Raw genomic sequence first — 23,889 nt, 5'->3', positions numbered from 1 at the left:
GATTCGTTGGGTGGGGTTATCGGAGGACCACGGTGCGGATCTCCCAGGGGCCGAGGGCGAGTTCGAGGCCGTCGCCGGACGATTCCGCTTCCGCCTCCGCGGAGAGGGGTCTGCCGAGCAGGTCGACCGTCGTCGCCTCGGTGAACGAGCCCGTCACCCGGACGACCGAGCCGGTGTCGCTCATCGCGGCCAACCGCACCTCGGTTCCGGACCCGCGCTCGTCGTCGATGACGCGGCGGACGCTGGAGACGAGGACGTCCCTGCCGTCGACCCGGAGTCCGGTCGCGTCGTCCGGCAGGTCGCCTCCGCCGGGTGCGGTGCCGCGGGTGACGAGCACGTCGCCCCGGAACTCCTCGGCGAGGGCGACCGCGTCGGCCCCCTGCCAGCCGGTCGAGGAGGGCAGCACGGCGAAGCGGTTCGCGATCCGCATGCCGAGGTCCTGCGCACCCGGCGCGGGGATCTCGCTCGCCGCGGGCTCGTCACGCAGGGGGTGGATGTTGACGCTGATCGAGCCGATCGCGCGCAGTAGGGTGACGGCCAACTCTGTACCGCCGTCGACGAGTTCGTACTCGCTGGAGTGGTCGAGCAGCACGGTCGCCGCTCCGGCCGACACGAACGAGCTCGCCGGGAAGGTCGGGAGCGGGTACTCGCCCCAGCCGCCCTCGGCGGTGAGCCCGCGCTCGGTCACGGCGAACTGCCCGGCGGACGCGGAGACGGTCACCGGCTCGGGCAGCGGCACGTGGAAACGCAGCCGGTGGTCGGCGGACTGGTTCAGGAACGACGTGGAGACCCGGACGAACGGCTCGCCCGCGCGCACCTCCACGAGCGTTTCCACCGGAGTCGCCACGGTCCGCTCGGCGCGCAGATCGCGGTCGTCGCAGAGCGCGGCGGGCCACGCGTAGACGCGGGTGATCCGCAGCCGGGAGCGCAGCGGACCCTCTTCGAGAACGTCGACGGTCGTCTCCACCGGCTCCGACACGAGTACGTCCCGGGCAGGGGGCGCGTAGTTGTAGCTGTCGCCGCGGTCACCGCCGTCGACGAGGCGGCCGACGCCGCTCAGGACGGTGCCGTCGGCACCGGTCACGGTCAGGGTGCCGTCGGCGGCGACCTCGACGTCGACCAGGCCGTTGGACACTCCGCGAGGCGTCGCCGTGGCGTCCGCGAGGGTGGTGGACGGGGCGGCGGGCCGCTCGCTCGGCGTGACCCGGAAGCTCGCCAGCCCGGAGGCCGGCACGTGCACGGGCACCAGCGCGGTCGCCCGCGCCTCCTCCAGCGTCAGCACCCGCCACTCGCCCGGGTGCGCGGCGGCGGCCTCGGCGACCTCGCGGCGCAGGATCAGCAGGTCGAACGGTCCGCTGGTGGGCACCTCGGCGAGGTGGAAGACGAGCGAGTTCGGGGTGAGTTCGTAGTGGTCGATCAGTCGGCCGAACAGCTCGCGGCGGTGGATGCGGCGCAGGACGCGTTCGAGCTGGGAGGCGTCCATGCGCTCGTCGCTCAGCACGGTCGGGGCCTGCGAGATCAGCTGCACGGAGTGCGTGGAGCCGTCGGCGGCGGTCGCGACGAGACCGGCTCCCGCCGATGGCGCCACGACGTCCACCTCGACCAGCGCCGTACGGGCGAACGGCAGCGGGTTGGCGACGAGATGAGCGTCGCTCGGCACCCGGGCGGCGGGTTCGGCGAGCGCGGCGTCCCGCACGGCACGCGCGGTCTGCGCGGCCTCGGCCAGGCGGGCGTCGACCTGGTCGCAGGTCTCGTCGGTGCCCGAGCCGACGACCGAGTCGTGCGCCGTCGACTCGATGATCTTGTGCCAGGCGAGTGACAGGAACGGTGCGTCGTCCCGCCGGGACCACAGGGCGTTCACACGCTCGGCGTGGTCGATGGTGCGTTCGGCGACGGCCATCCGCTGCTTGAGCCCGAGCCGCACGGAGAGCACGCCGGGCAGGATGTTGCCGCGGACATGGCTGCGCAGCTCGCCGGTGACGACGGCGGACACCTCGTCCCGCACATGCTCGCGGATGTACTCGTCGAGGGTCGCGATCGTGATGGCGCGCTCCTCGCCGGAAGCGCGCCGCAGCCAGTCCGCGAGCCGCGGGTCGGGGGCGTTGTGGTCGGTGCCGGCCATGGCCAGCACCGGGTCACCGCCCCATCGCTCGGCCGTCATCCGCGCGTAGTCGCCGAGCGCGCGGCCGATCCGGTCGGGCACCAGCAGGACGTCGAGACCGTTGTCGTAGCCGTCGAAGAGGAACTCGGTGCGCACCTCGGAGCCGTCCGGCGCGCGCCAGCGGAAGGCATGGCCGTCGACGGATCCGGGCACACCGCGCCACAGCGCCGCGTGCTCGATCCCGGCGCGGGCGAGGATCTGCGGCATCTGCGCGATGTGGCCGAACATGTCCGGCAGATACCCGACGGGCATCGCACCGCCCAGTCGCTCCGCCGCCTCCCAGCCCATTCGGAGGTTGCGCACGATCGTCTCGCCCGAGCAGAGGAACTCGTCGAGCAGGATCAGCCACGGTCCGATGGCGAGCCGGCCCTCGCGCACCAGCGCCACGAGGCGGTCGCGGTTCTCCGGCCGCATCTCCAGGTAGTCCTCGACCGCGGCCATCTGCCCGTCGACGGTGAACCGGAAGTCCGGGTTCGCCTCGGCCGTCTCCAGCACGGTGTCCAGGGCGGTGACGAGCCGGTGCCGGAACACCTGGAACGGCTCGTACCACTCCCGGTCCCAGTGGAAATGGGGCACGAAGACGGCGGAGTTCTGCATGGCGAGGGGGACCTTCTGTGCGGACGTGCGGGGGAGAGCGGTCACTTGAGGGAACCGGCGGCGAGCCCGGTGCGCCAGAACCGCTGGAGGAGGATGAACACGATGATCACGGGCACGATCGACACCAGCGAGCCGGTGATCACGGACTCCTGGAGCAGCGGGGCCCGGGCGGTCTGGCCGTTCCACTCGTACAGGCCGAGCGTGATCGGGAACAGTGACTCCTTCTGGAGCATCACCATCGGCAGGAAGAAGTTGTTCCAGATGGCCACGAACTGGAACAGGAAGATGGTCACCAGGGCCGGCGTCATCAGCCTGGACGACACAGAGAAGAACGTGCGGAACTCGCCCGCGCCGTCCAGCCGCGCCGACTCGATCAGCTCCTGCGGGACGGCGGCGTTGGCGAAGATGCGGGCCAGGTAGACACCGAACGGGCTGACGATGCTGGGCAGGAACACCGCGAGGTAGGTGTTGACGATCCCGGTCGCCGAGAAGAGCAGGAACAGCGGCAGGGCCAGTGCGGTGGTCGGGACGAGGACACCGCCGAGCACGACGGAGAAGAGGAATTCCCTGCCGCGGAAGCGGAACTTGGCCAGCGCGTAGCCGCACAGGGCCGAGATCAGGGTGCCTACGGCCGCGCCCAGCACCGCGTAGACGACGGTGTTGAGGGCCCACCGCCCGAAGATGCCGTCGCTGCGGGTGAACAGGATGCGCAGGTTCTCGAACAGGTTGAAGTGCGAGAACGCCAGCCCGTTGGTGGTGGCGAGCTCACCCTGTGGCTTCGTCGCCGCGACGATCAGGAAGTAGACCGGCAGCAGGAAGTAGACGGCCAGGAGGAACATCAGGGCCATGACGGCCGTACGGCTGCCCCGGCTCTCGCGGATCGTGGATGGGTTGCTCACAGTCCCGCCTTCTTCGAGGTGAGTCGCATGAACCCGAAGCTCAAGACGAAGGTGATGACGGCGATGACCACCGAAATGGCCGCGGCCTGCTGGTAGTTGTTCCCGGAGGCCACCGCGTACGCCAGCATGTTCGGGGTGAACGTGCTGGAGATGTTCGAGGAGATCTGGCGCAGCACGGCCGGCTCGGCGTAGAGCTGGAGTGTGCCGATGATCGAGAACACCGTCGTCAGGACGATCGACGGGGCGATGATCGGGACCTTGATCCGCCACGCGATCGTCCAGTTGGACGCGCCGTCGATCTTGGCGGCCTCGTAGAGCTCCTGCGGGATCGACTGGAGCGCCGAGTACATGATCAGCATGTTGTAGCCGGTCCAGAGCCAGGTGGAGACGTTCGCCGCCGACCACAGCACGGCGCCCGGACCGAGGAAGTCGGGGTGCAGGCCGATGCGCTGGAACAGGTCGACAACGGGGCTGAGTTGCGGCGAGTACAGGTACGACCACATGATCGCGGCGATGACGCCGGGCACGGCGTACGGCATGAACGCGGTGATGCGGAAGAACGCCTTGAGCTTCAGCAGGGGTGTGTCGAGCAGTAGCGCCATGATCAGCGCCACGAACAGCATGACGGGCACCTGCACGATGCCGAACAGCCCGATGCGGCCGATGCTGTTCCAGAACTCGCTGTTCTGGAACACCTGTGTGTACTGGTCGAATCCGCCGAAAGTCGTGTACGAGGTCCCGTACTGGCCTCCGGTGCGGCGCACGACACGGAAGCTCTGCCAGAGCGCGTAGCCGACGGGCACCAGGTAGAACAGCACGAACGGCAGGAAGAACGGGGTGAGGAACGCGATGACGGTGCCCGCCCGGGGGCCGCCGCCTGGACGGCGGCGGCCACCTGACGTCACCGCGCGGGGTGCGATGTCGGTCATTCCTGGGTCACTTGCCCGCCGTGGCCGGGATCGCCTGGGCCTTCATCGACTTCAGGGCGGCGGCCTGGGCGGCCGAGAGCGCGTCGGTCAGCGTGCCGTCACCGGCCGCGGCCTTGGCCATGGCGTCCTGGAGGGCCAGGTTCACCGTCTTCTGGGTGGGGCCCCAGGCGAAGTTGGTGTTGATCTTCCTGGACGAGTCGGCGAAGACGTCGAAGACCTTCTCGTTGTTGTAGTACGGCACCCCCTTCGACAGCGCGGGCAGCTTGAGCCCCGCGTCGGCCGCCGGGTAGAGGCCGCCCAACTGGTTCTCCAGTGCCAGGGCCTCCGGGTCGGAGTTCAGCCAGGTGTTGAACTTGACCGACTCGTAGAGGTGCTGGCTGCCCTTCATGAACGCGACGGTCGAGCCGCCCCAGTCACCGGAGGAGCCGTTCGCGCCCCATGTCGGAATCGGTACGATCGACCACTTGCCGGACTGCTTGGGCAGGTTGTCGCGGAACATGCTGTAGCCCCAGGCGGCACCGACGTAGCTGGCGATCTGGTCCTTCTGGTACGCGGCGTACATCTGCGTCGAACCGTTGGCGAGGTCGGTGCGCACGAGCTTGCCGGCGATCAGCTTCTGCCAGTAGTCGGCGACCTGCTTGCTCTGGTCCGACGTGACGGTGACGTGCCACTTGTCGCCGGAGTAGCTGTACATCTGGGCGCTGTTCTGCCAGAGGAGCCCGTTGAACCACTCGGCGTTGTTCGGGTCGAAGAACGTGATGTCGAGGCTGGGGTCCGCCTTGTGCAGCTTCTGCGCGGCCGCCGCGTACTCGTCCCAGGTCGTGGGGATCGCGATGTCGTACTTCTTGAAGATGTCACTGCGCACGTACAGGGCCATCGGACCGGTGTCCTGCGGGAGCGCGAAGACACCTGTGCCGCCGAAGCTGGTCTGCGACCAGGTCCACGGCACGAACTTCGACTTGGCCGCCGTGGCCGCCGAGCACGCCGAGGCGTCCACGAAGGCGTTCTGGGTGCGCAGGGCGGGGAGCTCGTCGTAGCCCACCTGAGCCAGGTCCGGCGCCTTCCCCGCCTTGAGGGCGTTGCCGAGGGTGCCGTACTGGTCGTTGGAGATGTTCTTCGTCTGGACCTGGATGTCCGGGTTCTTCTTGTTCCACAGGTCCACGACCTTGTCCATGCCCGGAACGGTGTTCCAGTACTGGAGGGTGACCTTCCCCTTGGCGGGGGTGCAGGAGGCCGCGGACGCCTTGTCCGACGGAGCGGACGACGAGCAACCGGCGAGGGCGACGAGAGTGGCTGCCGCGGCGACTGCGGCGAGACGGGTGCGCGTGACTGTCTTGCTCATGTTTTCCGTTCCAGAGAACGACTAGCGGCGGCGCTAGGCGGGTCGACGTTGACAGCTCAGGCGGGGATGCCTTCTGGTTGGGATAAGGTCCGTGAGCGATCACGTGAACGTTCACGGGAGCGCTCACGGGGACGTGTTATGAAGTGATTCGGAGTTTGCGCCGCGGCACGGCCGAGTGTCAAGACTCTCGAGTCGTCCATGGGTCCGGCAGGTAAAGGAGAGCTCACATGGAGCCGCTGACCACCGGTGATGGCCTGACGCCACCCGCGAAGGGCTCACCACGGCCATGATCGTCGAGCGCCCGCGCACAAGGTCGCACCATGGCTTCGGCCCGGTGCATACTCAGTGTCCCTACGGCGCGCCTGCGTCGACACAGGTACGGAGGTAGTGATGGCGTCGTCGGGGACCGGACCCCGCAGAGTGACGATCAACGATGTGGCCCGGACCGCAGGAGTGTCCCGGCAGACGGTGTCACGGGCGCTCAACGACAAGGGCGAGATCGACGTCACCACCAAGCAGCGCGTCCTCGACGCGGCGCTCGCGCTGGGGTACCGCCCCAGCAGGTTCGCCAGAGGGCTCGTGCGACAGGACACCATCAGCGTCGGGCTGGTGATCCCCGACCTGCTCAACCCGTTCTTCACCGAGGTCGCCGCGGCCGCTCTGGACGCGGCGCGGTCCCGTGGCTGGCATGTCGTCGTGTACGACACGGGTGACCGCATCGAGGAGGAGCGCGGCACACTCCAGGTGATCGTCTCCCAGGTGGACGCCGTGGTCGGCTATCTGAGCCAGCCCGAGGACGAGATCGACAAACTGGCACGCGGACTGCCCGTGGTGCTCATCGACCGGGAGCACCGTACCGAACGGTTCAGTTCCATCCGGATCGACGGCGAGAAGGGCGTCCGCGCGGCCATCGCGCACCTCGTCGAGTCCGGACACCGGCACATCGGCATGCTCGACCACGCCGGCCGGTCCGAGCCCAGCATCCGCCACGCCTGGTTCGCCGACGCGATGGCTGCCTGCGGGCTCGAGGCCGGCCCCGTGAGCCGCGCAGACCAGAGCGTGGAGGGCGGGGAGAGCGCGCTGAAGGACCTGCTCGCCGAACACCCGGACGTGACAGCCGTGTTCGCCTTCAACGACATCGTCGCCATAGGTGCGCTGCGCGGAGCGCGCAGGCTCGGACGCGAGGTTCCTCGCGACCTCGCGGTGATCGGCTTCGACGGCCTCCAGCTGGGGGCGCTCGTTGAGCCGCCGCTGTCCACCGTGGCCCTGGACACGCGGGCGCTCGGCGCTCTCGTCGTGGAACAGACGGCCCGGCTGCTGACCGGCGAGGATCCGCTCGGCCGTGACGAACTGGTGGTGGGGGCGGAGCTCAGGCTGCGTGAGTCCGCGTAGCCGGTGTTCGGAGAGCCGTTCGCGCGGTTTGCCCCGTGTCGGGATGCTCTCGCAGTGGGGCGGGGCGGTGTGGACGGCCGGGGCAGGGACTGGCCTGTCCGGCCGAGGGAGGGACTGGCCGCCCGTCCGGCCGACGGTGGCCGTCCGTGGTCGGCTCCGTGGCGGTGACCAGCGCCCTCCCGGCGGACCCTAGTCCTTGATGTCGAGCGCCGTGCCGTACAACCGGTCCACCTTCAACCGGATGACCAGCCGACGCTCGTCGACCAACTGCCGCAGGAACGCGGCTTCGTCCGCCGGCTTCGAGTCCTTCGGGACCATCCCGAGGAGTTCCCGCCCGATCGCGTCACCGGGAACCGTCGTGATCTCGGAGACGGAGGCCGTGCCCTCGGCGACGGCGAACGACCACACATCGCCGCCGTGCACATGCAGCGCGGCATGCGGGTCGCGCCGCAGGTGCTTGACCTTGACGCGGTCGGCCGTCGTCGAGAACCGCAGGATGCGGGCCTCGGCGTCCCAGCTGTAGAGCATGGTGGTCAGGTGGGGATGGCCGGTGCGCTTGACCGTGGCGAGGGTGCCGAACTGCTGCTTGCCGAGCAGGTGGGAGAGGGCTTCGTCGGACAGGGGGCGCGGTGCGGGACCTTGAGTCATGACGTGAGCAACATCCGCTGCAGGCCCGGCATTTCCTGCGTTCCGTCAGTCCGAAGTCGCCACCGGTACGGCGACGGTGCCGCTGACCGACCGCACCGACCCGCCGGTGCTTGCGCGGAAGCTCTCAGGGCGCATGGCTCCATTCGGCGTAACCCCTCTTTCTGGCTGGCCTGGGGCGTGGGCCCGGCCCCCCGAGCCCAGGCAACCGGACTTCTTGCGTAGTGCTCCAGGATTCAGCCTGGGGTGAAGCGCATCCTGTGGCTGCGATGCGGAGTGTTGCGGTGCCGGGTGGGGTGGGCGTGGAGCGCCCGCAGGGCTGCCCGACGGAGCCGGGGAATGCTTCGTCCGGGCCGGTGTTGCCCGTATGACAGCAGTGCAGCAGTGCGGAAGTGTTCCGGTGAGGCTGGGTTGGGCTGATCGGGTCGGGTTGTCGGTGGTGGGTGTTAGCGTCTGGATCATGCAGCTTCGGTATGCCTTCCGCCTCGACCCGGGGCCCGGTCAGCGCGTTGCGCTGGCGCGGGCGTTCGGGTGTGCGCGGGTGGTGTACAACGACGCGGTCGCCGCCCGGGAGCGGGCCCGGCGGGAGGGTGCTGCGTTTCCGAGTGCGGGCGTGCTGTCGAAGACGCTGATCACCGAGGCGAAGCGGAGCCCCGGGCGGCAGTGGCTGTCCGAGGTGTCGGCAGTCATCCTGCAGCAGGCGCTGCGGGACGTGGAGCGCGCCTACACCAACTACTTCTCGTCTTTGAAAGGAGCCCGCCGGGGGGCACGGGTGGGGGCGCCGCGCTTCAAGTCGAAGAGGGATGCCCGCCAGGCGATCCGGTTCACCGCGAACGCCCGATGGAAGATCACCGAGGCGGGGCGGCTGCTCCTGCCGAAGATCGGCGAGGTGAAAGTGTGCTGGTCGCGCACCCTGCCCTCGGTGCCGTCCAGCGTGACGGTGATCCGGGATGCGGCCGGCCGGTACTTCGCCTCCTTCGTTGTGGAGAGCGACCCGGACACCGACCTGGCGCGGATGCCGGATGCCGACGGTCTGCCGTCTGTGGGGATCGACTTGGGCCTGACTCATTTCGCGGTCCTGTCGGACGGGACGAAGATCGACAGCCCGCGGTTTCTGCGCCGGGCGGAGAAGAAGCTGAAGAAGGCTCAGCGGGAGTTGTCCCGCAAGCAGAAGCGGTCGAAGAACCGGGAGAAGGCCCGCTTGAAGGTGGCCCGCGCGCATGCGCAGGTCGCCGATGCCCGCCGCGAGTTCCACCACCAGCTTTCCACCCGCCTGATCCGCGAAAGCCAAGCGGTCGCGGTGGAGGACTTGGCGGTGAAAGCCCTCGCGCGCACCCGGCTCGGCAAGTCCGTGCACGACGCCGGCTGGGCGCGGTTCCTCGCGATGCTGGAGTACAAGGCGCAGCGGTACGGGCGCGTCTTTGTGAAGGTCGGCCGGTTCGAGCCCACCAGTCAGGTGTGCTCGGTCTGTGGAGTCAAGGACGGGCCCAAACCCCTGCACGTGCGTACCTGGACGTGCACGCCCTGCGGCACGGTCCATGACCGGGACCACAACGCCGCCAAGAACGTCAAACAGGCCGCCGGACTGGCGGTGACAGCCTGTCGAGCGCAGGTAAGACCGGAACTCGTTCCGGCACAACGCGAAGAAGCAGGAAGCCACGGAATCCACACCGGAACTCGTGCCGCGCAGCGGCACAGCACCCGGTGAGGAAGGCCAGAATCTCCCTGCTTCGCAGGGAGAGCAAGTCAAGTGGGTGAGTACTGCACCCTCGCGTCGCTCGACATGGCCGACGTCTCCGTCACACTGGTCCGGCTGGACGACGAGTTCTCCGAGCTGCTCGCCGCCCCCGCCGAGATCCCGATCCGCGTGTTCTGAGGGAACGACGACATTCCTCGCCCGGAGGATCGGGGGCCGACCTCCCGCCTCAGCAGGTCGAGACGTTCGGCCCGGTCAGCCGAGGCACACCAGGAGCAGGCAGATGTGTGAAGGCGAAGTCGTTGTGTGCGCGGGGCTCGTCTGCGGTGTGCCCGAGGCCGGGCTGGCGGCGCCGGCAGGCGCGGACGTCTCCTGCGCCGACGTACTGGTGTGGTCGGGCACCGTTCCGATGGAGGAGGGGGAGGCGGCCAGAGGCTGCGGGGTCGCCGACGCCGCCGTCGGCTGAGGAGAGGCAGCGGCGAACGGCTGAGCGCTCGTCGGCGTGACGTGGGACGGGGCGGCGGCGGACTGCCGGCGTGCAGGGTCGGTCCTGGGCGACTGCGCGGCGGGAGTGTGCGAAGACACGTGGGTTTCAGGTTGTGTCGACGACGGGCGGGGCTGCTCGGCCGCCTGTTCGTCCGCGGTGCCCATCGTCTCGACGTCCGGCGCTGTCGCCGCCTGTGCTCGGTCGCCGGACTGCCGGTCCATCGAGGCGACGGTCAGACCGCCTCCGACGAGTGCGACGGCAGTCGCGACCACGGCCCGGCGCTGGTTCTTCTTCCAGCGGGCCAGCTGGCGCCGCCGCGCCGCCCGCCCCTGCGGTGCGGGCGGCGCGCCCTCGAGGTCGCCGTACGGGTCGGTCTGCGAGGCCTCCTCCAGACCGGCCTCGACCGCTGCCCCATCATCAAGAGGGTGGTCGTGCCACGCCTCCGAGGCCGTGTACTCCCACGGCACCGATGCGCTCACCGCCGTGCCCGTCGGCGCCATGCCGACCCAGGTCGGGACGATGCCACGGTCGGCGCCGGCCGGTGCGATGTCCGGAGCGTAGGCGCCGCACCCGGGACATACCAGGGCGCCATTGAGATGCCGCCGACACGAGGAGCAGTAGTCCATTTGCGGTCTTCCTGAGTTGACATGCCGTCGCCCCGCCGGGCCTGGTCGCGCTCGCACGTGGGATCGAGCAGCCAGCAACGCTAACGAGGCTTTCGAAAGCCTGTGTGCAGTCCGTGTGGCGCTGTTGTGCGGATTCTCCGGGCCCGGCCCACGAGAACGCGTCGGCCGCCCCGGGGCAGGCCCGGGGCGGCCGACGCGTTCCTGGATGTCAGCTGGAAGTCAGAGCGACGTCATGACGTGCTTGATCCGGGTGTAGTCCTCGAAGCCGTACGCGGAGAGGTCCTTGCCGTAGCCGGACTTCTTGAAGCCGCCGTGCGGCATCTCGGCGACGAGGGCCATGTGGGTGTTGATCCACACACATCCGAAGTCGAGGTTCTTCGACATCCGCATCGCCCGCGCGTGGTCCTTGGTCCACACGGAAGAGGCCAGTGCGTAGTCGACGCCGTTGGCGTACCGCACGGCCTGGGCCTCGTCCGTGAAGGACTGGACGGTGATGACCGGGCCGAAGACCTCGTTCTGGATGATCTCGTCGTCCTGCTTGAGGCCGGAGACCACGGTCGGGGCGTAGAAGTAGCCCTTCTCGCCGACCCGGTGGCCGCCCGCCTCGATCGTGGCGTGCTCGGGGAGGCGTTCGATGAAGCCGCTGACCTGGGCGAGCTGGTTCGCGTTGTTGAGCGGTCCGTACAGCACGTCCTCGTCGTCCGGCTGCCCGGTCCTGGTGTCGGCCGCGGCCTTGGCGAGGGCGGCGACGAACTCGTCGTGGACCGACTCGTGGACCAGGACGCGGGTCGCGGCCGTGCAGTCCTGACCGGCGTTGAAGAAGCCGCCGACCACCAGGTCCTCGACCGCCTTCGTCAGGTCGGCGTCCTCGAAGATCACAGCGGGGGCCTTGCCGCCGAGCTCCAGGTGGACCCGCTTGACGTCCTTGGCCGCGCTCTGGGCGACCTGGATGCCGGCGCGTACCGAACCTGTGATGGAGGCCATCGCGGGGGTCGGGTGCTCCACCATCAGGCGGCCGGTCTCACGGTCGCCGCAGATCACGTTGAAGATTCCGCGGGGCAGCGCCAGCTCCTCCAGGACACCGCCGATGATCTCGGCGATCAGCACCGTGGAGGCCGGGGTGGTGTCCGAGGGCTTGAGGACCACCGCGTTGCCTGCCGCGAGCGCCGGGGCGAACTTCCACACCGCCATCAGCAGGGGGTAGTTCCACGGCGCCACCTGCGCGCACACACCGACCGGCTCGCGGCGGATGATGGAGGTCATCCCCTCCATGTACTCGCCGGCCGAGCGGCCCTCCAGCATGCGGGCCGCGCCCGCGAAGAAGCGGACCTGGTCGATGGCGGGGGCGAGTTCCTCGCTGCGGGTGAGGTGGAGCGGCTTGCCGGTGTCCCGGCTCTCCGCGGCGACCAGTTCGTCGGCCCGTGCCTCCATCGCGTCGGCGATCTTCAACAGCGCGCGCTGCCGCACGGACGGCGTGGTGTCGCGCCAGACGGGGAACGCCGCGGCCGCGGCGGCCATCGCCGCGTCGACGTCCGCCGCCCCCGAGAGCGGGGAGGTCGCGTAGACGTCACCAGTGGTGGGGTCCACCACATCGAGCGTGCGGCCGTCCGAGGCGTCCGCGAACGCACCGTCGATGTAGTTGCGGAAGGTGGTGCTCATGAACGTCTCTCCTGGTCAGGCGGCGGTACGGGCGGACAGGTGCTCGTGGACGGCGACCCAGCCGCCGTCGTCGGCGTGGGTGAAGACGATGGTCTCCCGCTCGTGGACCGTTTCCTCGCCGGCGTTGGTGGCGACCCGGGTTTCGACGTCGTGACTGAATACGGCGGTGTCGCCGAAGTGCTGGATCAGCTGTGCCGACGAGGTGCAGCCGAGGATGCGGAAGCCGTCCTGTTCCACCCACTGCTGCCAGAGCGCGCGGTACTCGGCCGTGGAGCCGAGCCGCTGCGGGGTGGTGTGGAAGATGAAGGTCGCGTCGGGGGCGAAGGCGCCGAAGTAGTCGTCGAGGCGGCCCTCGGCGAAGGCGGCGACAAGCGCGTCCGCGGCGGTCCGGACTTCCTGGACGGTGGTGGTGCTCATGCACGGCTCCTGGTCACGGGCGTTCGGCGGAGGGGCCGGAACGGCTGGCGTTCGGTTACGGGGGAGTGAGGCCTCAGCGGGCCGCGGCGGGTTCGGGGACGATCTCCTCGGTATCGCCGGTGATCGGCGGCACCGGGGTGTCCGACGCCCGGACGAAGCGGGGTCCGGCCGGTCCGTACACGGCGCGCGGCTCGGGGAACAGAGTGAGCAGGGCGAGGTAGAGCACGACCGCGAGGGCGAGGCCGACCGGCAGCGAGATGTCCGTACCGCCCGCGAGGTTGCCCAGCGGGCCGACGAACTGGCCGGGCAGGTTGGTGAAGAGGAGCGCCACGACGGCGGAGACGAGCCAGGTGGACATGCCGCGCCAGTTCCAGCCGTGCGTGAACCAGTAGCGGCCCCCACGCTGGCGGCGGTTGAAGACCTGCAGCGCGTCCGCGTCGTACCAGCCGCGCCGGGTGACATAGCCGAGCGTCATGACGATCATCCACGGTGCCGTGCAGGTGATGATCAGCGTGGCGAAGGTGGAGATGGACTGCGCGAGGTTGAGCGCGAAGCGGCCGGCGAAGATGAACGCGATGGACAGGGCGCCGATGAAGAAGGTGGCCTGGACGCGGCTGAAGCGTGTGAAGACGCTGGAGAAGTCGAGCCCCGTGCCGTACAGGGACGTCGTGCCGGTGGAGAGGCCGCCGATCAGGGCGATCAGGCAGAGCGGCAGGAAGTACCAGCCGGGCGAGATCGCGAGCAGTCCGCCCACGTAGTTCGGGGCGGCCGGGTCGACGTACTTCGCGGCCTTCGACGCGATGATCGACGCGGTGGCCAGGCCGAAGAGGAACGGCAGCAGGGTCGCGATCTGGGCGAGGAACGCGGCCCCCATCACCCGGCGGCGCGGAGTCCCGGCCGGGATGTAGCGGGACCAGTCACCGAGGAATGCGCCGAAGGAGACCGGGTTGGAGAGCACGATCAGCGCGGCGCCGATGAAAGACGGCCAGAACAGCGGGTCGGCGGTGGAGGCGAAGGTTCCCGCGTAACCGGGGTCGAAGTCGCCCGCGAAGGCGAAGGCACCGAGCACGAAGAGGGCCGATGCCGCCAGCACCGCGATCTTGTTGACCAGCAGCATGAACCGGAAGCCGTAGACGCAGACGACGAGCACGAGCCCGGCGAAGATCGCGTACGCGATGCCGTAGGTGACGTCCGACTCGGGGACGTGGACGAGCCGGTGCGCGCCGCCGACGAGCGCGTCCCCCGAGGACCACACAGAGATCGAGAAGAACGCGACGGCGGTGAGTAGGGACAGGAACGAGCCGACGACCCGGCCGTGCACGCCCAGGTGCGCGGAGGAGGAGACGGCGTTGTTCGTGCCGTTGGCAGGGCCGAACAGTGCCATCGGGGCCAGCAGCAGCGCACCCGCCACGAGGCCGAGGACGGTCGCCGCGAGCCCCTGCCAGAAGGAGAGTCCGAAGAGGATCGGGAAGGCGCCCAGCACACAGGTCGCGAAGGTGTTGGCACCGCCGAAGGCGAGCCGGAACAGATCGAGCGGGCGGGCCGTGCGGTCCTCGTCCGGGATCCGCTCGACACCATAGGTCTCGATTTCGGTGATCGAGCTCGTCACGGGCGCTCCACCTTCCGTTCATGCAGGGGGACGGTTTCACAGTGTGTGGCCCATGGCTGACCAGCGACAATTGTGTCCATCACAGAGACGTACGCTGTTTTGTGTGGCCAGCAACAAACTCACCGTCGGGGACCTGCTCTCCTTCCCGGCACTCCAGCTCTCCGTGAAGGCCGGCAGCGGCGGTCTGCACCGGTCCGTGTCCTGGGCGCACGCCAGCGAGCTCGCCGATCCGACGCCCTGGCTCCTGGGCGCCGAGGTGATCATGACGGCGGGCCTGGCGGTCCCCCGTACCGCGGCCGGACAGCGTGCCTATCTGGAGCGGCTGGACGACGCCGGGGTATCCGCTCTCGCGCTCTCCGCGCAGCTGCACATGCCCCCGCTGCACGACGCGTTCTTCCAGGCGGCGGAGGAGCGGGGCTTCCCGGTCCTCGAAGTGCCGCTCGCCGTCCCCTTCATCGCCGTCGCCCAGGAGATCGCCGCCGCGGCCCAGGAGGACGCCCGGCACCGGCTGGGCGCGCAGCTCCAGGTCTTCGGCGCGCTGCGCTGGCTGGTCGCCGAGGACCTCGACACACCGACACTTCTGCGCCGTCTCGAAGGCCTGTCGGGATACGACGTCCACCTCTGCACGCCGCAGGGCCGCCCCCTCCTGCCCGGCGTTCCCGTACCGGATCCCGCTGTCCTGCCCGCTTCCGTCGACGCTCCACCGACGATCCCCGGCGGATTCGTCCTCCCGGTGCCCGCGCCCGGGGGCCCGGCGGGCTTTCTCGTCGCATACGAGCGTCAGGGCGCCCAGCCCGCGGGACTCGCCGTCGTCCAGCACATCGCCACCGTGGCGGCGCTGCGGCTGGCGATGGTACGCAACGAACGCGAGACGCTGCGCCGCGAGGGCGCGGAGACGCTGGCCGAACTGCTGCAGGAGGTGCTCGACCCGGAGGCGGCGCGCCGCCGGCTCGCCCGGCACGCGATCGAGGGCGACACCGTACTCCTCGTAGTGCGCCACACCACCGACGAGGCGCTGCTGCGCTGTCTGGAGGACCGACCCCATCTACTGCTCACCCGGGGCGAGGACCGCTACGTCCTGGGGGCACCGGAACTGGCGGCGGCCGTCGGTGAGCTCCCGGCCGTCGCGGCCGGGATCAGCCGCCCCTTCCTGCCGGGCGCCGCACTGAAGGTCGCCCAGCGCGAAGCGCTCTGGGCGGTCTCCAAGGCCGTGGAGTCGGGCCGCCCCGTCGTCCGATACGGCGACGACTCGACGGGCCGGTGGCTGCCCGACGACCCCGCTGTCCTGACCGCGCTGGTCGAGCACGTGCTCGGCGAGGTCCTGCGCTACGACGAGGCCCATGACTCGCATCTGCTGGTCTCCGCCCGCACCTGGATGGAGCGCGACCGCCGTACCGAGACGGCTGCGGCCGCGCTCCACATCCACCCCAACACCCTCGCCTACCGGCTGCGCCGCTTCGGCGCACTCGCCGATCGTGACCTGACGTCGACGGGAGCCCTGGCCGAGGTCTGGCTGGCGATCCAGGCAGCGGGGGCGCTGGGCCTCACCGACTGAGCGGGTCAACGGCGGGCGGGGAGGGCTGCGTCGGTGGGGACGGAGGCTGTACCGAGGTGACGGCATAGCGCCAGAACGGTCGCACGAGCAGTGTGCCGACGATGACGACGATCATGCAGAGCAGCGAGCTGCCTGTCCATGCGAGCCCGAGACCGGTGGCGGAGGCCATGGCGCCGGCGCGCAGGTCTCCGAGGCGGGGACCGCCGGCGACGACGACGGTGAAGACGCCTTGCAGACGGCCGCGCATGGCGTCGGGTGCGTAGGTTTGCAGAATCGTCTCGCGGTAGACCGCGCTGACGAGGTCCGCCGCTCCGGCAGCGGCCAGTAGGGCCGCGGCGGCGAGGAGGTGGTGGACGGTGCCCGCGAGGGCGATGGCCGCCGCCCAGGCCGTGACGGCGACGGCCAGTGCCCGGCCTTGGCGGCGCACGCGTCCGATCCATCCGCTGAAGAGCCCCGCTACGACCGACCCGACGGCGATGGCCGAGTACAGCAGCCCCACTCCTCCGCCGAAGCGCACCTGTGCCGCTTCCGGGAACAGGGCGGTCGGCATGGCCAACGTCATCGCGGCGATGTCGACCGCGAAGGACATCCACAGCACGGGGGCGGCAGCGATGAACCGCAGCCCGTCGAAGACCGAGCGCAGCCCACCGGTCCGGGCCCCCGATCCGGTCGGCATGATCGGGGGCAGGTGAACGGCCGAGTACAGCAGGAGAGAGAACAGCAGGGCGTCGGCGCCGTAGGCCCAGCAGTAGCCGTTCGGCAGTGAGATCAGGATGCCCGCCACAAGCGGCCCGGCGACCTGCCCGACGTTGCCAGCGGTGAAGTACAGCGTGTTCGCGGCGGGTACCAGGGGTGTCGGAACGATGCGGGGAATGATCGCGCCCCGGGCGGCGGACGACACGGCGAAGGCGCCGGCCTGGACGGCGACGAGGGCGAGAATGAGGGGAACCGAGCGCAGATCGGTGACTGCCTGAAGCAGCAGGGCGAGCGTGGTCACCCAGGTGAGGCATGCCGACGCCAGGTACAGCACACGGCGGTCGAACCGGTCGGCGATGGCACCGCCGTACAGGCCGAAGACCACGAGCGGCACGAGGCCGGCCAGTCCCGTCAGCCCCACGGACAGCGACGACCGCGACAGCGCGTAGATCTGTACCGGGATGGTGACGCCGGTGACCATGGTCCCGACGTAGGCCGCGCTCTGCCCGATCAACAGGCGCCGGAAGACGGGGTGCGCCAGCGGGCGCGTGTCGAGGGTGACGCCGCGCAGCCCGGAGGCCAGCCGGGCCTTCAGCGCGGGCGGGGCGGCGGGGGGAAAATCACGCGGAGTGTCGGATGTCGTGGGCATGGTCATCACGCTGGCAGGACCGCACGGTGCGCCGCTTCCGATATTCTGCCGTCGTATGTCGGAAAACGGTCAGGCGCAGAAGGCGGCGGCGGAACCCAGGGACAGCACCCATGCCCACCTCGCGGGTGAGGTCATCGGCCGCCACCAGCATGGCTATCACCAGCTTCTCTACGTCAGCGCCGGTGTGGTGGCCGTGCAGACGGGCGAGGCGTCCTGGGTGGCGTCCAGCGCACGCGCCGTGTGGATTCCGGCGGGCACCTGGCATCAGCACCGGGTACACGGGCACAGCTCTGTGCACACGCTCGGCTTCGCCGCCCACGACATCCTGCTGAGGTCCGAGGCGCCGGTCGTCGTGGTCGTGGACGCCCTGGTGCGTGAACTGATCATCGCGTGCAGTGAACCGTCCCTCCCGCAGCAGGAGGCACGCCGCCTGCGCGCCGTCCTGCGGGACCGGCTGCGGCGAGCCCTCGTAGAGCCATTGACGCTGCCCACCCCCAACAACCCCCTGCTGCGGCAGGCGTGCGCGCTGGTGACCGACGATCTGCGGCAACCGCGGACCGCCGCCTGGCTCGCACGGCGCATCGGCGTGAGCGAGCGCACCCTGGCCCGGCTGTTCAGGACCGAGTTCGGCATGACGTATCCGCAATGGCGGACCAACATCCGGGTCTTTCACGCCATGGTGCTGCTGGCGGAAGGAGCAAGCGTCAGCGAAACGGGACGACAGTGCGGATGGGCCACGACCAGTGCGTTCATCGACACGTTCGGCCGCACCATGGGCCAGACACCGGGAACCTATCGCATCGGATCCGGTGGGTAGATCCACAGGCCGACCACAAGAGATGGATACGACCGAAGTGGCAGCCGGCACGAGCGCGTCGCTGCCGTCACCGGCCAAGGGATCCGCCGCGGACGGCGGTCCCCGCCACCCGCACTGGTTCAGCCGTCCGTCTCCCCGGCCGCAGGCTCCGGCCCCATCACCGACTACTCCGTCTACGCAGCCCCCGGAACCGTCACTCGCCGGGCGACCTTCAACACCTCGCAGAGCTGCTACCACGCGTTCATCAACACCGACGGCGACACCGCGACCGCTGCCGCTGAGCGAGATCTGCTCACCGACCGGCACCGCGGCTCAGGCGCTGACCGGATCGGACCGCCTCGAGTCGGTACGGTGGCGCCGCTCCTCGAACGAGGCGAAGACCGCCGAAACGCCGTAGACGATGCTGAACAGCCCGAAGACGGTGGCGAGTGAGACCGCGCCGCTGTCCGGACGGACGAACAGCACGAACGCAGACGCGATCGACACCAGGCCGGTCAGCAGGAACAAGGCCCGCTCGCCCGCCTTCTCGCCGCGTCGGAACGCCAGGACGATCTCCATGACACCGGTCGTCAGTGCCCACGCGGCGATCCAGATCGTGAGCGCGAGAGCCGTGATGCCGGGCCACGCCAGCGCGATCACGCCGGCCGCCAACGAGAGTAGGGCGAGCAGCAGCCAGCCCAATACGGGCCCACCCTGTCGCCCGCGAAAGCACGGGCAGCGTCCGTCGCCGCACTCATGAACGCGTAGACGGCGAAGAGGATGACGAAGGCGCCGACGGTGATGCCGGGCCATGAGACGGAGACGATGCCGATGACGACGGCGAGCAGGCCGCGCCAGAGGAGTGCGTTGGGCGTGCGACTGCTTCCGCTCCTTCACCCTTGGCCTGCTCACGATCGGCGAGGGTGTGTCGGAGGCGAGGACGCCGCCCGTACCCCGGCGAAATGACGGGTCGCTACAGCGTTACGCCGATGCAGTGCATCAGGCCGGGGGTCGTCTCCCAACCCATGAGGCGGATCACTCGGTGTGCGCCGGGCGGCGTGGCGTGTAGCAGCAGACGGCGGCCGTCGCGGCTGAGCGTCCTCGCAACGGTCGTCATCATGCGGATTCCGGTGACGTCGATGAATGTGATGTCTGTGAGATCAACGTGCAGATCACCACTGCCGAACCGGACCGCCTCATCCAGAGCTGCGGCCAGCAGCTCCCGGGAGGAAAGGTCTATTTCTCCTTCGAACCGCAGCCCTGACGGGCAGATCGTCGAGATGACACGTAGGAGTGGGGCATCCCGTAGCAGGCGTTCGAGGGTCGGAGCAGCCACAAGGGCGACGGACGACGGACGGAGCGGTCGACGATCGGTCATGGAAGGCCCGTTCATGCTTGTTGGGAGTGCACCACCGTGGCTGCCTCAGGAGAGCCGCCAACGGGGAAGGCGCGGAACGATGAGAGCACCATGTCGAACAGCAGCCAGCCCTTCGGGCCGTCCGGGCGCCGGACAGCGGATTGGTTCCTTGGTGCGGAGGAACACCACCGTACCCAGCGCAGTGTGTCGCGCGGACGGGGACGATCATCAGTGGGCGTATGCCGTGCTCACGGATCGTCCGCGCCCGCGCGGGGTCATCGGCGGGTCACGTGCCCGGAGCGGCGTCAACCGTCAGGGAGTTCCCGCGGGGAAGGCTGCTCGGTCGTCTCGAGCTCACTGCTTTCGTGCGGGCTCGATGGCGAGGCCGGACGGTGCGGACACCGCCTGCAGCACCTTGATCTGAGCCTCGTCGCGTGCGCCCTCCAGTTCCTCGATGCTCGCGCCGAAACTGGCTTGTCCGGAGAGGAGTTGGACCGTTGACTCATCGAGTACCGGGGTACCGAGATCCCGCCAGAGGCTCTCGAGGCCGGGGCCGAGGTGTTCGAGGAAGTGGGGCAGGCCGCCGGAGCCGCCACCGAGGTGGAAGCTGCGGAAGGGACCGGCGACAGCCCAGCGTAGGCCGACGGAGGAGGTCACGATGGTGTCGAGTTCCGCCTCGGTCACCACGCCCTGTACGACAAGGTTCACGGCCTCGCGAAACAGCGCTGCCTGCAGCCGGTTGGCGACGAAACCCGGCACCTCCTTGCGCAGGACCTGCGGCTTCTTGCCGAGCGCCGTGTAGAAGGCGACAGCGCGCTCGACCACCTCCTGACTGGTCTTCTCGCCCGGGACGATCTCTACCAGCGGGATGAGGTGCGGCGGATTGAACGGGTGCCCGATGACGAGTCGTTCGGGCTGCCGCAGCGTTTGTGCGATGTCGGTGGCGCGAATGCCCGAGGTGGAGCTGAGCAGCAGGGCGTCGGGACGTGCGGCGTGCTCGATCCGGGCGAAGAGGTCCTGCCCCTGTTCGAGGCTGCCCTGTCCCTGCCCCAAGCGGCCCGGTGGCCGTGGGAGCACGCGCGCATCCAGCTCGCCTACGGGCAGTGGCTGCGCCGCACCCGCGACCCCCGCGCCCGCCTGTACCTGAGCGCCGCCCTCGAAACCTTCGACCGGATCGGCGCGAAAGCCATGGCCCAGCGGGCCCGCAACGAGCTACGCGCCACTGGCGTCGCCACCACGACCGGGTCGGACGCACCGACAGTCGCGTTGACCGTGCAGGAACGCCAGATCGCCGAGCTGGCGGCCATCGGCCTGACCAACAAGCAGATCGGCGAGCGGCTGTTCCTGTCCCACCGCACGGTCGGCTCCCATCTGCACCGGCTGTATCCCAAACTCGGTATCACCTCACGCGCCGCGCTTCGCGCCGCCCTGGAGGTGATGGCACCCGGCGAGGACCAACCCCGTTCGGCCACGCATGACTGAACATTGCCGAACCGCATGACTAGTAGGACTCCGTTAGGTCTGTCTCGCGGTCCTGTTTGAGGGCATGGTGGGGGTGTGGACGCACATGAAGTGAACCGTGCTCGGGCGAAGTTGGCGTTATTCGTGGCTGATGTGTTCGCGTCGGTGCCGCGCAAGGATCAGCGGGCGAAGGGTGACTGCTATCTGCGCGGACTGATGCTGGACGGGCGGCGCAAGTCCATCCAGGCCATGGCGGAGCGGCTGCCGGACGGCAACGAGCAGAACCTGCAGCAGTTCGTGAACCAGTCGACCTGGGATCCGGTGCCTGTGCGGCGGCGGATCGCTGAGCGGATGGTGCCGCAGATCGGCCCGGACGCGTGGGCGGTCGACGACGTGTCGTTTCCCAAGGACGGGAAGATGTCGGTGGCGGTCGCGCCCCAGTACTGCGGCGCTTTGGGCAAGCAGGCCAACTGCCAGGTCGCGGTGAGCGTGCACGCGGTCTCCGACACCGCGTCCTGTCCGCTGCAGTGGCGGTTGTTCGTGCCCGAGGAGTGGGCGCACGATGCCGCACGGCGGAAGAAGACCGGGATGCCGCAGGGGGTCGGGCACCGGGAGAAGTGGCGCCTGGCCCTGGACACCATCGACGAGCTGGCCGGGTGGGGTCTGGTGCCGCCGGTGGTGGTGGCCGATGCCGGTTACGGGCAGAACGCCGACTTCCGGGCCGGCCTGAGCGAGCGGGGCATCGGCTATGTCGTGGCGGTCCGTTCGGACGTGACCGTCCACCCGCACGGCACCGAGCCCCTCACGCCGCCGTGGTCGGGCCACGGCCGCAAGCCGCAGCCCCGCTACCGGGACAAGCCGTCCCCGGTGGTCGCGCTCGCGGCCGGCCAGGGGCGGCAGGCGTTCACCGAGGTCACCTGGCGTGACGGTTCCCGCGGGCCGATGCGCTCGCACTTCCTGGCAGTGCGGGTGCGGCCGGCTGGGGTCAGGGCCCGCCGTCTGGCCCGGGCCGCCGCCACCGCGCAGGCGGGCTGCTGGAACGGTGTCCTGCCCGAAGTGACGCTCCTGGCCGAATGGCCCGAAGGTGCCGAAGCACCCACCGGCTACTGGCTGTCCAACCTGCCCGCCGGCACCCCAGTGGCAGAACTGGTCCGTCTGGCCAAGATCCGCTGGCGCATCGAACACGACTACCGGGAACTCAAGCACGGCCTCGGCCTGGACCACTTCGAGGGCCGTTCCTGGGCGGGGTGGCATCACCATGTCACCCTGGTCACCGCCGCCCACGCGTTCCTCACCGAACAGCGCCTGGCCCCAAAAGCCGATACAGCGGACTCACCCTCTACCAGATCCTCGACGCCATCCAAGACCTGCTGAACTGCTGGACCGGCACCTGCCCCACCTGCCACCGCCCCCTGCCCAGAACAGCCACCACCAGCCCAAACCCAAGAACCAGAGCAACCTAACGGAGTCCTACTAGTGTCCTGCGCCAGAGATCCGTCGGCAGAAGCGGGCGAGGGAGTCGAGGATTTCTTCGGCCGTCTTGGTCCAGACGAACGGCTTGGGGGCTTCGTTCCAGTCCTTGACCCATGCCCGGATGTCGGCTTCCAGGGCCTGGATGTTTTTGTGTGCGCCGCGGCGGATCATCTGGTGGGCGAGGTAGCCGAACCACCGCTCGACCTGGTTGATCCAGGACGAGCCGGTCGGGGTGAAGTGCAGCTCGAACCGCGGGTGTTTGGCCAGCCAAGCCTTGATCGCGGGTGTCTTGTGGGTGCCGTAATTGTCCACGATCAGGTGGACCTGCAAGTGCGCGGGCACCTCCTTGTCGATCCGGATCAGGAACTTCTTGAACTCCACGGCCCGGTGCCGGCGGTGCAGGGCAGTGATGACTTCACCCGTGGCGACATCGAACGCGGCGAACAACGTGGTCAGGCCGTTGCGCACATAGTCGTGCGTACGCCGCTCGGGCATGCCCGGCATTATCGGCAGCACCGGCTGGGACCGGTCCAGTGCCTGGATCTGCGACTTCTCGTCCACCGACAGCACCACCGCACCCTCGGGCGGGTTGAAGTACAAGCCCACGACGTCGTAGACCTTCTCCACGAACAACGGGTCCGTCGACAGCTTGAAGGTGTCCGCCAGATGCGGCTTGAGCTGGAACTGCCGCCAGATCCGGCCCACGGTCGACTTCGACAGACCACTGTGCTGCGCCATCGATGTCCGCGACCAGTGGGTGGCGTTCTTCGGGAGCTGTTCCAGCGTGGTGACCACCACCGCTTCCACCTGATCGACGCTGATGGTGGGCGGCCGGCCCGGCCGGGGCTCGTCCGCCAGCCCGTCCAGCCGCTCGGCGAGGAAGCGTCGGCGCCACTTGCGGACGGTGTCCGCGGTCACCCGCAGTTCCCGGGCGACCGCGACGATCGGCGGCACCTCCGGGCCCGCGCACGCCAGCACGATCCGCGCGCGCAGGGCCAGCGCCTGGGCCGATGTAGCCCGACGCGTCCACCGCTCCAACACCGCCCGCTCGTCATCAGACAGCAGCAACGGTTCCAGCTTCGGGCCCCGACGAGGAGCTGACGCACCAGCAGTAGAAGTCACGCAACTTCTAACGATCAACTACTGGCGCAGGACACTAGTTGGTCCGCATGCTCATCGTTACGGCACGCCGAGTTGGTCCGTGTACTCGCCGTTCTGACGTGCCGTCATTCCACCGCTGGCCATCACCGTGTTGACTTGGGTCCCTGCTGGTTCTGGCGTCTGGCCTTCGACCTGGCCTGGGCCATGCGTCGAAGCCCCGCCGACTGGTCCAACGGCTTCCGGTCGTCGTCGGCCCGCGGCGGTGTCAGGTGACTCGGGCACGGTGCGAACCGACGCTCCGGCGGTACTGTAGAGGGAAGACTCCTGATCGGTGAGCCGGAG

At 69.4% G+C, this 23,889-nt stretch carries 22 protein-coding genes; 7 read left to right on the top strand and 15 right to left on the bottom strand.

Features of this window, described 5'->3' with window-relative positions; translation table 11 throughout:
• Nucleotides 1-16 precede the first annotated feature (16 nt).
• The 4 genes from OG798_RS04200 to OG798_RS04185 are packed head-to-tail and all read right to left on the bottom strand — an operon-like array spanning nt 17 to nt 5,928.
• Entirely contained in the window at nt 17-2,758 is a 2,742-nt protein-coding gene (locus tag OG798_RS04200) for a glycoside hydrolase family 38 C-terminal domain-containing protein (RefSeq protein ID WP_267063733.1), read from the bottom strand.
• 41 nt (nt 2,759-2,799) lie between these two features.
• Nucleotides 2,800-3,606 (bottom strand): carbohydrate ABC transporter permease, encoded by an 807-nt coding sequence (locus OG798_RS04195; protein WP_328759981.1) that lies wholly within the window; start codon nt 3,604-3,606, stop codon nt 2,800-2,802.
• 47 nt (nt 3,607-3,653) lie between these two features.
• On the bottom strand, nt 3,654-4,586 hold the full coding sequence (locus tag OG798_RS04190) for a carbohydrate ABC transporter permease (RefSeq protein ID WP_097227061.1): 933 nt from the start codon (nt 4,584-4,586) through the stop codon (nt 3,654-3,656).
• A 7-nt stretch (nt 4,587-4,593) separates the two neighbouring features.
• On the bottom strand, nt 4,594-5,928 hold the full coding sequence (locus tag OG798_RS04185; protein ID WP_267060428.1) for an ABC transporter substrate-binding protein: 1,335 nt from the start codon (nt 5,926-5,928) through the stop codon (nt 4,594-4,596).
• Nucleotides 5,929-6,318: 390 nt separating this feature from the next.
• Between OG798_RS04185 and OG798_RS04180 the strand changes: the two genes are divergently transcribed.
• Nucleotides 6,319-7,320, top strand: coding sequence for a LacI family DNA-binding transcriptional regulator (locus OG798_RS04180; protein WP_121417736.1), 1,002 nt, complete (start codon nt 6,319-6,321; stop codon nt 7,318-7,320).
• A gap of 189 nt (nt 7,321-7,509) precedes the next feature.
• Here OG798_RS04180 and OG798_RS04175 read toward each other — a convergent pair whose 3' ends face one another.
• On the bottom strand, nt 7,510-7,968 hold the full coding sequence (locus OG798_RS04175) for a PPOX class F420-dependent oxidoreductase (RefSeq protein ID WP_267060427.1): 459 nt from the start codon (nt 7,966-7,968) through the stop codon (nt 7,510-7,512).
• A 457-nt stretch (nt 7,969-8,425) separates the two neighbouring features.
• Between OG798_RS04175 and OG798_RS04170 the strand changes: the two genes are divergently transcribed.
• Together OG798_RS04170 and OG798_RS04165 are read left to right on the top strand one after the other, a co-directional pair.
• A complete protein-coding gene (locus OG798_RS04170; RefSeq protein ID WP_328756306.1) occupies nt 8,426-9,673 on the top strand; it encodes an RNA-guided endonuclease InsQ/TnpB family protein in 1,248 nt (415 codons plus the stop codon).
• Between the two features lie 42 nt (nt 9,674-9,715).
• The gene (locus OG798_RS04165; RefSeq protein WP_267060425.1) at nt 9,716-9,841 is read left to right on the top strand and encodes a hypothetical protein; all 126 of its coding nucleotides are present in this window, start codon (nt 9,716-9,718) and stop codon (nt 9,839-9,841) included.
• A 75-nt stretch (nt 9,842-9,916) separates the two neighbouring features.
• On the opposite strand, the gene OG798_RS04160 is transcribed toward OG798_RS04165, so the two are convergent.
• From OG798_RS04160 to OG798_RS04145, 4 genes are all read right to left on the bottom strand, one after another.
• Nucleotides 9,917-10,774 carry an SCO2400 family protein gene (locus tag OG798_RS04160; protein WP_328756305.1) on the bottom strand — a complete coding sequence of 286 codons (858 nt, stop codon included), beginning with the start codon at nt 10,772-10,774 and terminating at the stop codon, nt 9,917-9,919.
• Between the two features lie 219 nt (nt 10,775-10,993).
• Nucleotides 10,994-12,433 carry a gamma-aminobutyraldehyde dehydrogenase gene (locus OG798_RS04155; RefSeq protein ID WP_328756304.1) on the bottom strand — a complete coding sequence of 480 codons (1,440 nt, stop codon included), beginning with the start codon at nt 12,431-12,433 and terminating at the stop codon, nt 10,994-10,996.
• A gap of 15 nt (nt 12,434-12,448) precedes the next feature.
• A complete protein-coding gene (locus tag OG798_RS04150; RefSeq protein WP_121417744.1) occupies nt 12,449-12,850 on the bottom strand; it encodes a nuclear transport factor 2 family protein in 402 nt (133 codons plus the stop codon).
• A 73-nt stretch (nt 12,851-12,923) separates the two neighbouring features.
• Nucleotides 12,924-14,459, bottom strand: a complete 1,536-nt coding sequence (locus tag OG798_RS04145; RefSeq protein WP_121417746.1) for a purine-cytosine permease family protein — start codon at nt 14,457-14,459, stop codon at nt 12,924-12,926.
• Nucleotides 14,460-14,562: 103 nt separating this feature from the next.
• On the opposite strand from OG798_RS04145, the gene OG798_RS04140 reads away from it, so the two are divergent.
• Nucleotides 14,563-16,014, top strand: a complete 1,452-nt coding sequence (locus OG798_RS04140; RefSeq protein WP_095857002.1) for a PucR family transcriptional regulator — start codon at nt 14,563-14,565, stop codon at nt 16,012-16,014.
• On the opposite strand, the gene OG798_RS04135 is transcribed toward OG798_RS04140, so the two are convergent.
• Entirely contained in the window at nt 16,004-17,359 is a 1,356-nt protein-coding gene (locus OG798_RS04135) for an MFS transporter (protein ID WP_121418691.1), read from the bottom strand. The two genes, OG798_RS04140 and OG798_RS04135, sit on opposite strands and share 11 nt — an antisense overlap.
• A 55-nt stretch (nt 17,360-17,414) precedes the next feature.
• Between OG798_RS04135 and OG798_RS04130 the strand changes: the two genes are divergently transcribed.
• Nucleotides 17,415-18,176 (top strand): helix-turn-helix transcriptional regulator, encoded by a 762-nt coding sequence (locus OG798_RS04130; protein ID WP_121417748.1) that lies wholly within the window; start codon nt 17,415-17,417, stop codon nt 18,174-18,176.
• A gap of 312 nt (nt 18,177-18,488) precedes the next feature.
• On the opposite strand, the gene OG798_RS04125 is transcribed toward OG798_RS04130, so the two are convergent.
• The 4 genes from OG798_RS04125 to OG798_RS04110 all read right to left on the bottom strand — a co-directional run bounded on the left by OG798_RS04125 (nt 18,489) and on the right by OG798_RS04110 (nt 20,565).
• Nucleotides 18,489-18,857, bottom strand: coding sequence for an HdeD family acid-resistance protein (locus OG798_RS04125; RefSeq protein ID WP_328756298.1), 369 nt, complete (start codon nt 18,855-18,857; stop codon nt 18,489-18,491).
• A complete protein-coding gene (locus OG798_RS04120; protein ID WP_328759980.1) occupies nt 18,812-18,958 on the bottom strand; it encodes a hypothetical protein in 147 nt (48 codons plus the stop codon). Before OG798_RS04120 ends, OG798_RS04125 begins: the two co-directional genes overlap by 46 nt.
• A gap of 170 nt (nt 18,959-19,128) precedes the next feature.
• Nucleotides 19,129-19,533, bottom strand: a complete 405-nt coding sequence (locus OG798_RS04115; protein ID WP_179436731.1) for an STAS domain-containing protein — start codon at nt 19,531-19,533, stop codon at nt 19,129-19,131.
• A gap of 333 nt (nt 19,534-19,866) precedes the next feature.
• Nucleotides 19,867-20,565 (bottom strand): 3-hydroxyacyl-CoA dehydrogenase NAD-binding domain-containing protein, encoded by a 699-nt coding sequence (locus OG798_RS04110; RefSeq protein ID WP_147474260.1) that lies wholly within the window; start codon nt 20,563-20,565, stop codon nt 19,867-19,869.
• Here OG798_RS04110 and OG798_RS04105 point away from each other — a divergent pair.
• Both OG798_RS04105 and OG798_RS04100 read left to right on the top strand, forming a co-directional pair.
• Nucleotides 20,506-20,994, top strand: a complete 489-nt coding sequence (locus OG798_RS04105) for a helix-turn-helix transcriptional regulator (protein WP_267060421.1) — start codon at nt 20,506-20,508, stop codon at nt 20,992-20,994. The genes OG798_RS04110 and OG798_RS04105 overlap by 60 nt on opposite strands.
• A gap of 75 nt (nt 20,995-21,069) precedes the next feature.
• On the top strand, nt 21,070-22,347 hold the full coding sequence (locus OG798_RS04100; protein ID WP_328756293.1) for an IS701 family transposase: 1,278 nt from the start codon (nt 21,070-21,072) through the stop codon (nt 22,345-22,347).
• 99 nt (nt 22,348-22,446) lie between these two features.
• On the opposite strand, the gene OG798_RS04095 is transcribed toward OG798_RS04100, so the two are convergent.
• Entirely contained in the window at nt 22,447-23,568 is a 1,122-nt protein-coding gene (locus OG798_RS04095) for an IS630 family transposase (protein WP_438948367.1), read from the bottom strand.
• Nucleotides 23,569-23,889 lie beyond the last annotated feature (321 nt).

This window comes from Streptomyces sp. NBC_00271 (genome assembly GCF_036178845.1).
Taxonomy (GTDB): Bacteria; Actinomycetota; Actinomycetes; order Streptomycetales; family Streptomycetaceae; genus Streptomyces.
The sequence above is the reverse complement of the archived record's forward strand: the minus strand, read 5'-3'. Positions and strand labels throughout refer to the sequence as shown.

Excerpts from the sequence above, each read along its gene's own strand:
- OG798_RS04200 (WP_267063733.1), bottom strand. The coding sequence starts at position 2,758 with ATGCAGAACTCCGCCGTCTTCGTGCCCCATTTCCACTGGGACCGGGAG.
- OG798_RS04195 (WP_328759981.1), bottom strand. The coding sequence starts at position 3,606 with ATGGCCCTGATGTTCCTCCTGGCCGTCTACTTCCTGCTGCCGGTCTAC.
- OG798_RS04190 (WP_097227061.1), bottom strand. The coding sequence starts at position 4,586 with ATGACCGACATCGCACCCCGCGCGGTGACGTCAGGTGGCCGCCGCCGT.
- OG798_RS04185 (WP_267060428.1), bottom strand. The coding sequence starts at position 5,928 with ATGAGCAAGACAGTCACGCGCACCCGTCTCGCCGCAGTCGCCGCGGCA.
- OG798_RS04180 (WP_121417736.1), top strand. The coding sequence starts at position 6,319 with ATGGCGTCGTCGGGGACCGGACCCCGCAGAGTGACGATCAACGATGTG.
- OG798_RS04175 (WP_267060427.1), bottom strand. The coding sequence starts at position 7,968 with ATGACTCAAGGTCCCGCACCGCGCCCCCTGTCCGACGAAGCCCTCTCC.
- OG798_RS04170 (WP_328756306.1), top strand. The coding sequence starts at position 8,426 with ATGCAGCTTCGGTATGCCTTCCGCCTCGACCCGGGGCCCGGTCAGCGC.
- OG798_RS04160 (WP_328756305.1), bottom strand. The coding sequence starts at position 10,774 with ATGGACTACTGCTCCTCGTGTCGGCGGCATCTCAATGGCGCCCTGGTA.
- OG798_RS04155 (WP_328756304.1), bottom strand. The coding sequence starts at position 12,433 with ATGAGCACCACCTTCCGCAACTACATCGACGGTGCGTTCGCGGACGCC.
- OG798_RS04150 (WP_121417744.1), bottom strand. The coding sequence starts at position 12,850 with ATGAGCACCACCACCGTCCAGGAAGTCCGGACCGCCGCGGACGCGCTT.
- OG798_RS04135 (WP_121418691.1), bottom strand. The coding sequence starts at position 17,359 with ATGCCCACGACATCCGACACTCCGCGTGATTTTCCCCCCGCCGCCCCG.
- OG798_RS04130 (WP_121417748.1), top strand. The coding sequence starts at position 17,415 with ATGTCGGAAAACGGTCAGGCGCAGAAGGCGGCGGCGGAACCCAGGGAC.
- OG798_RS04115 (WP_179436731.1), bottom strand. The coding sequence starts at position 19,533 with ATGACCGATCGTCGACCGCTCCGTCCGTCGTCCGTCGCCCTTGTGGCT.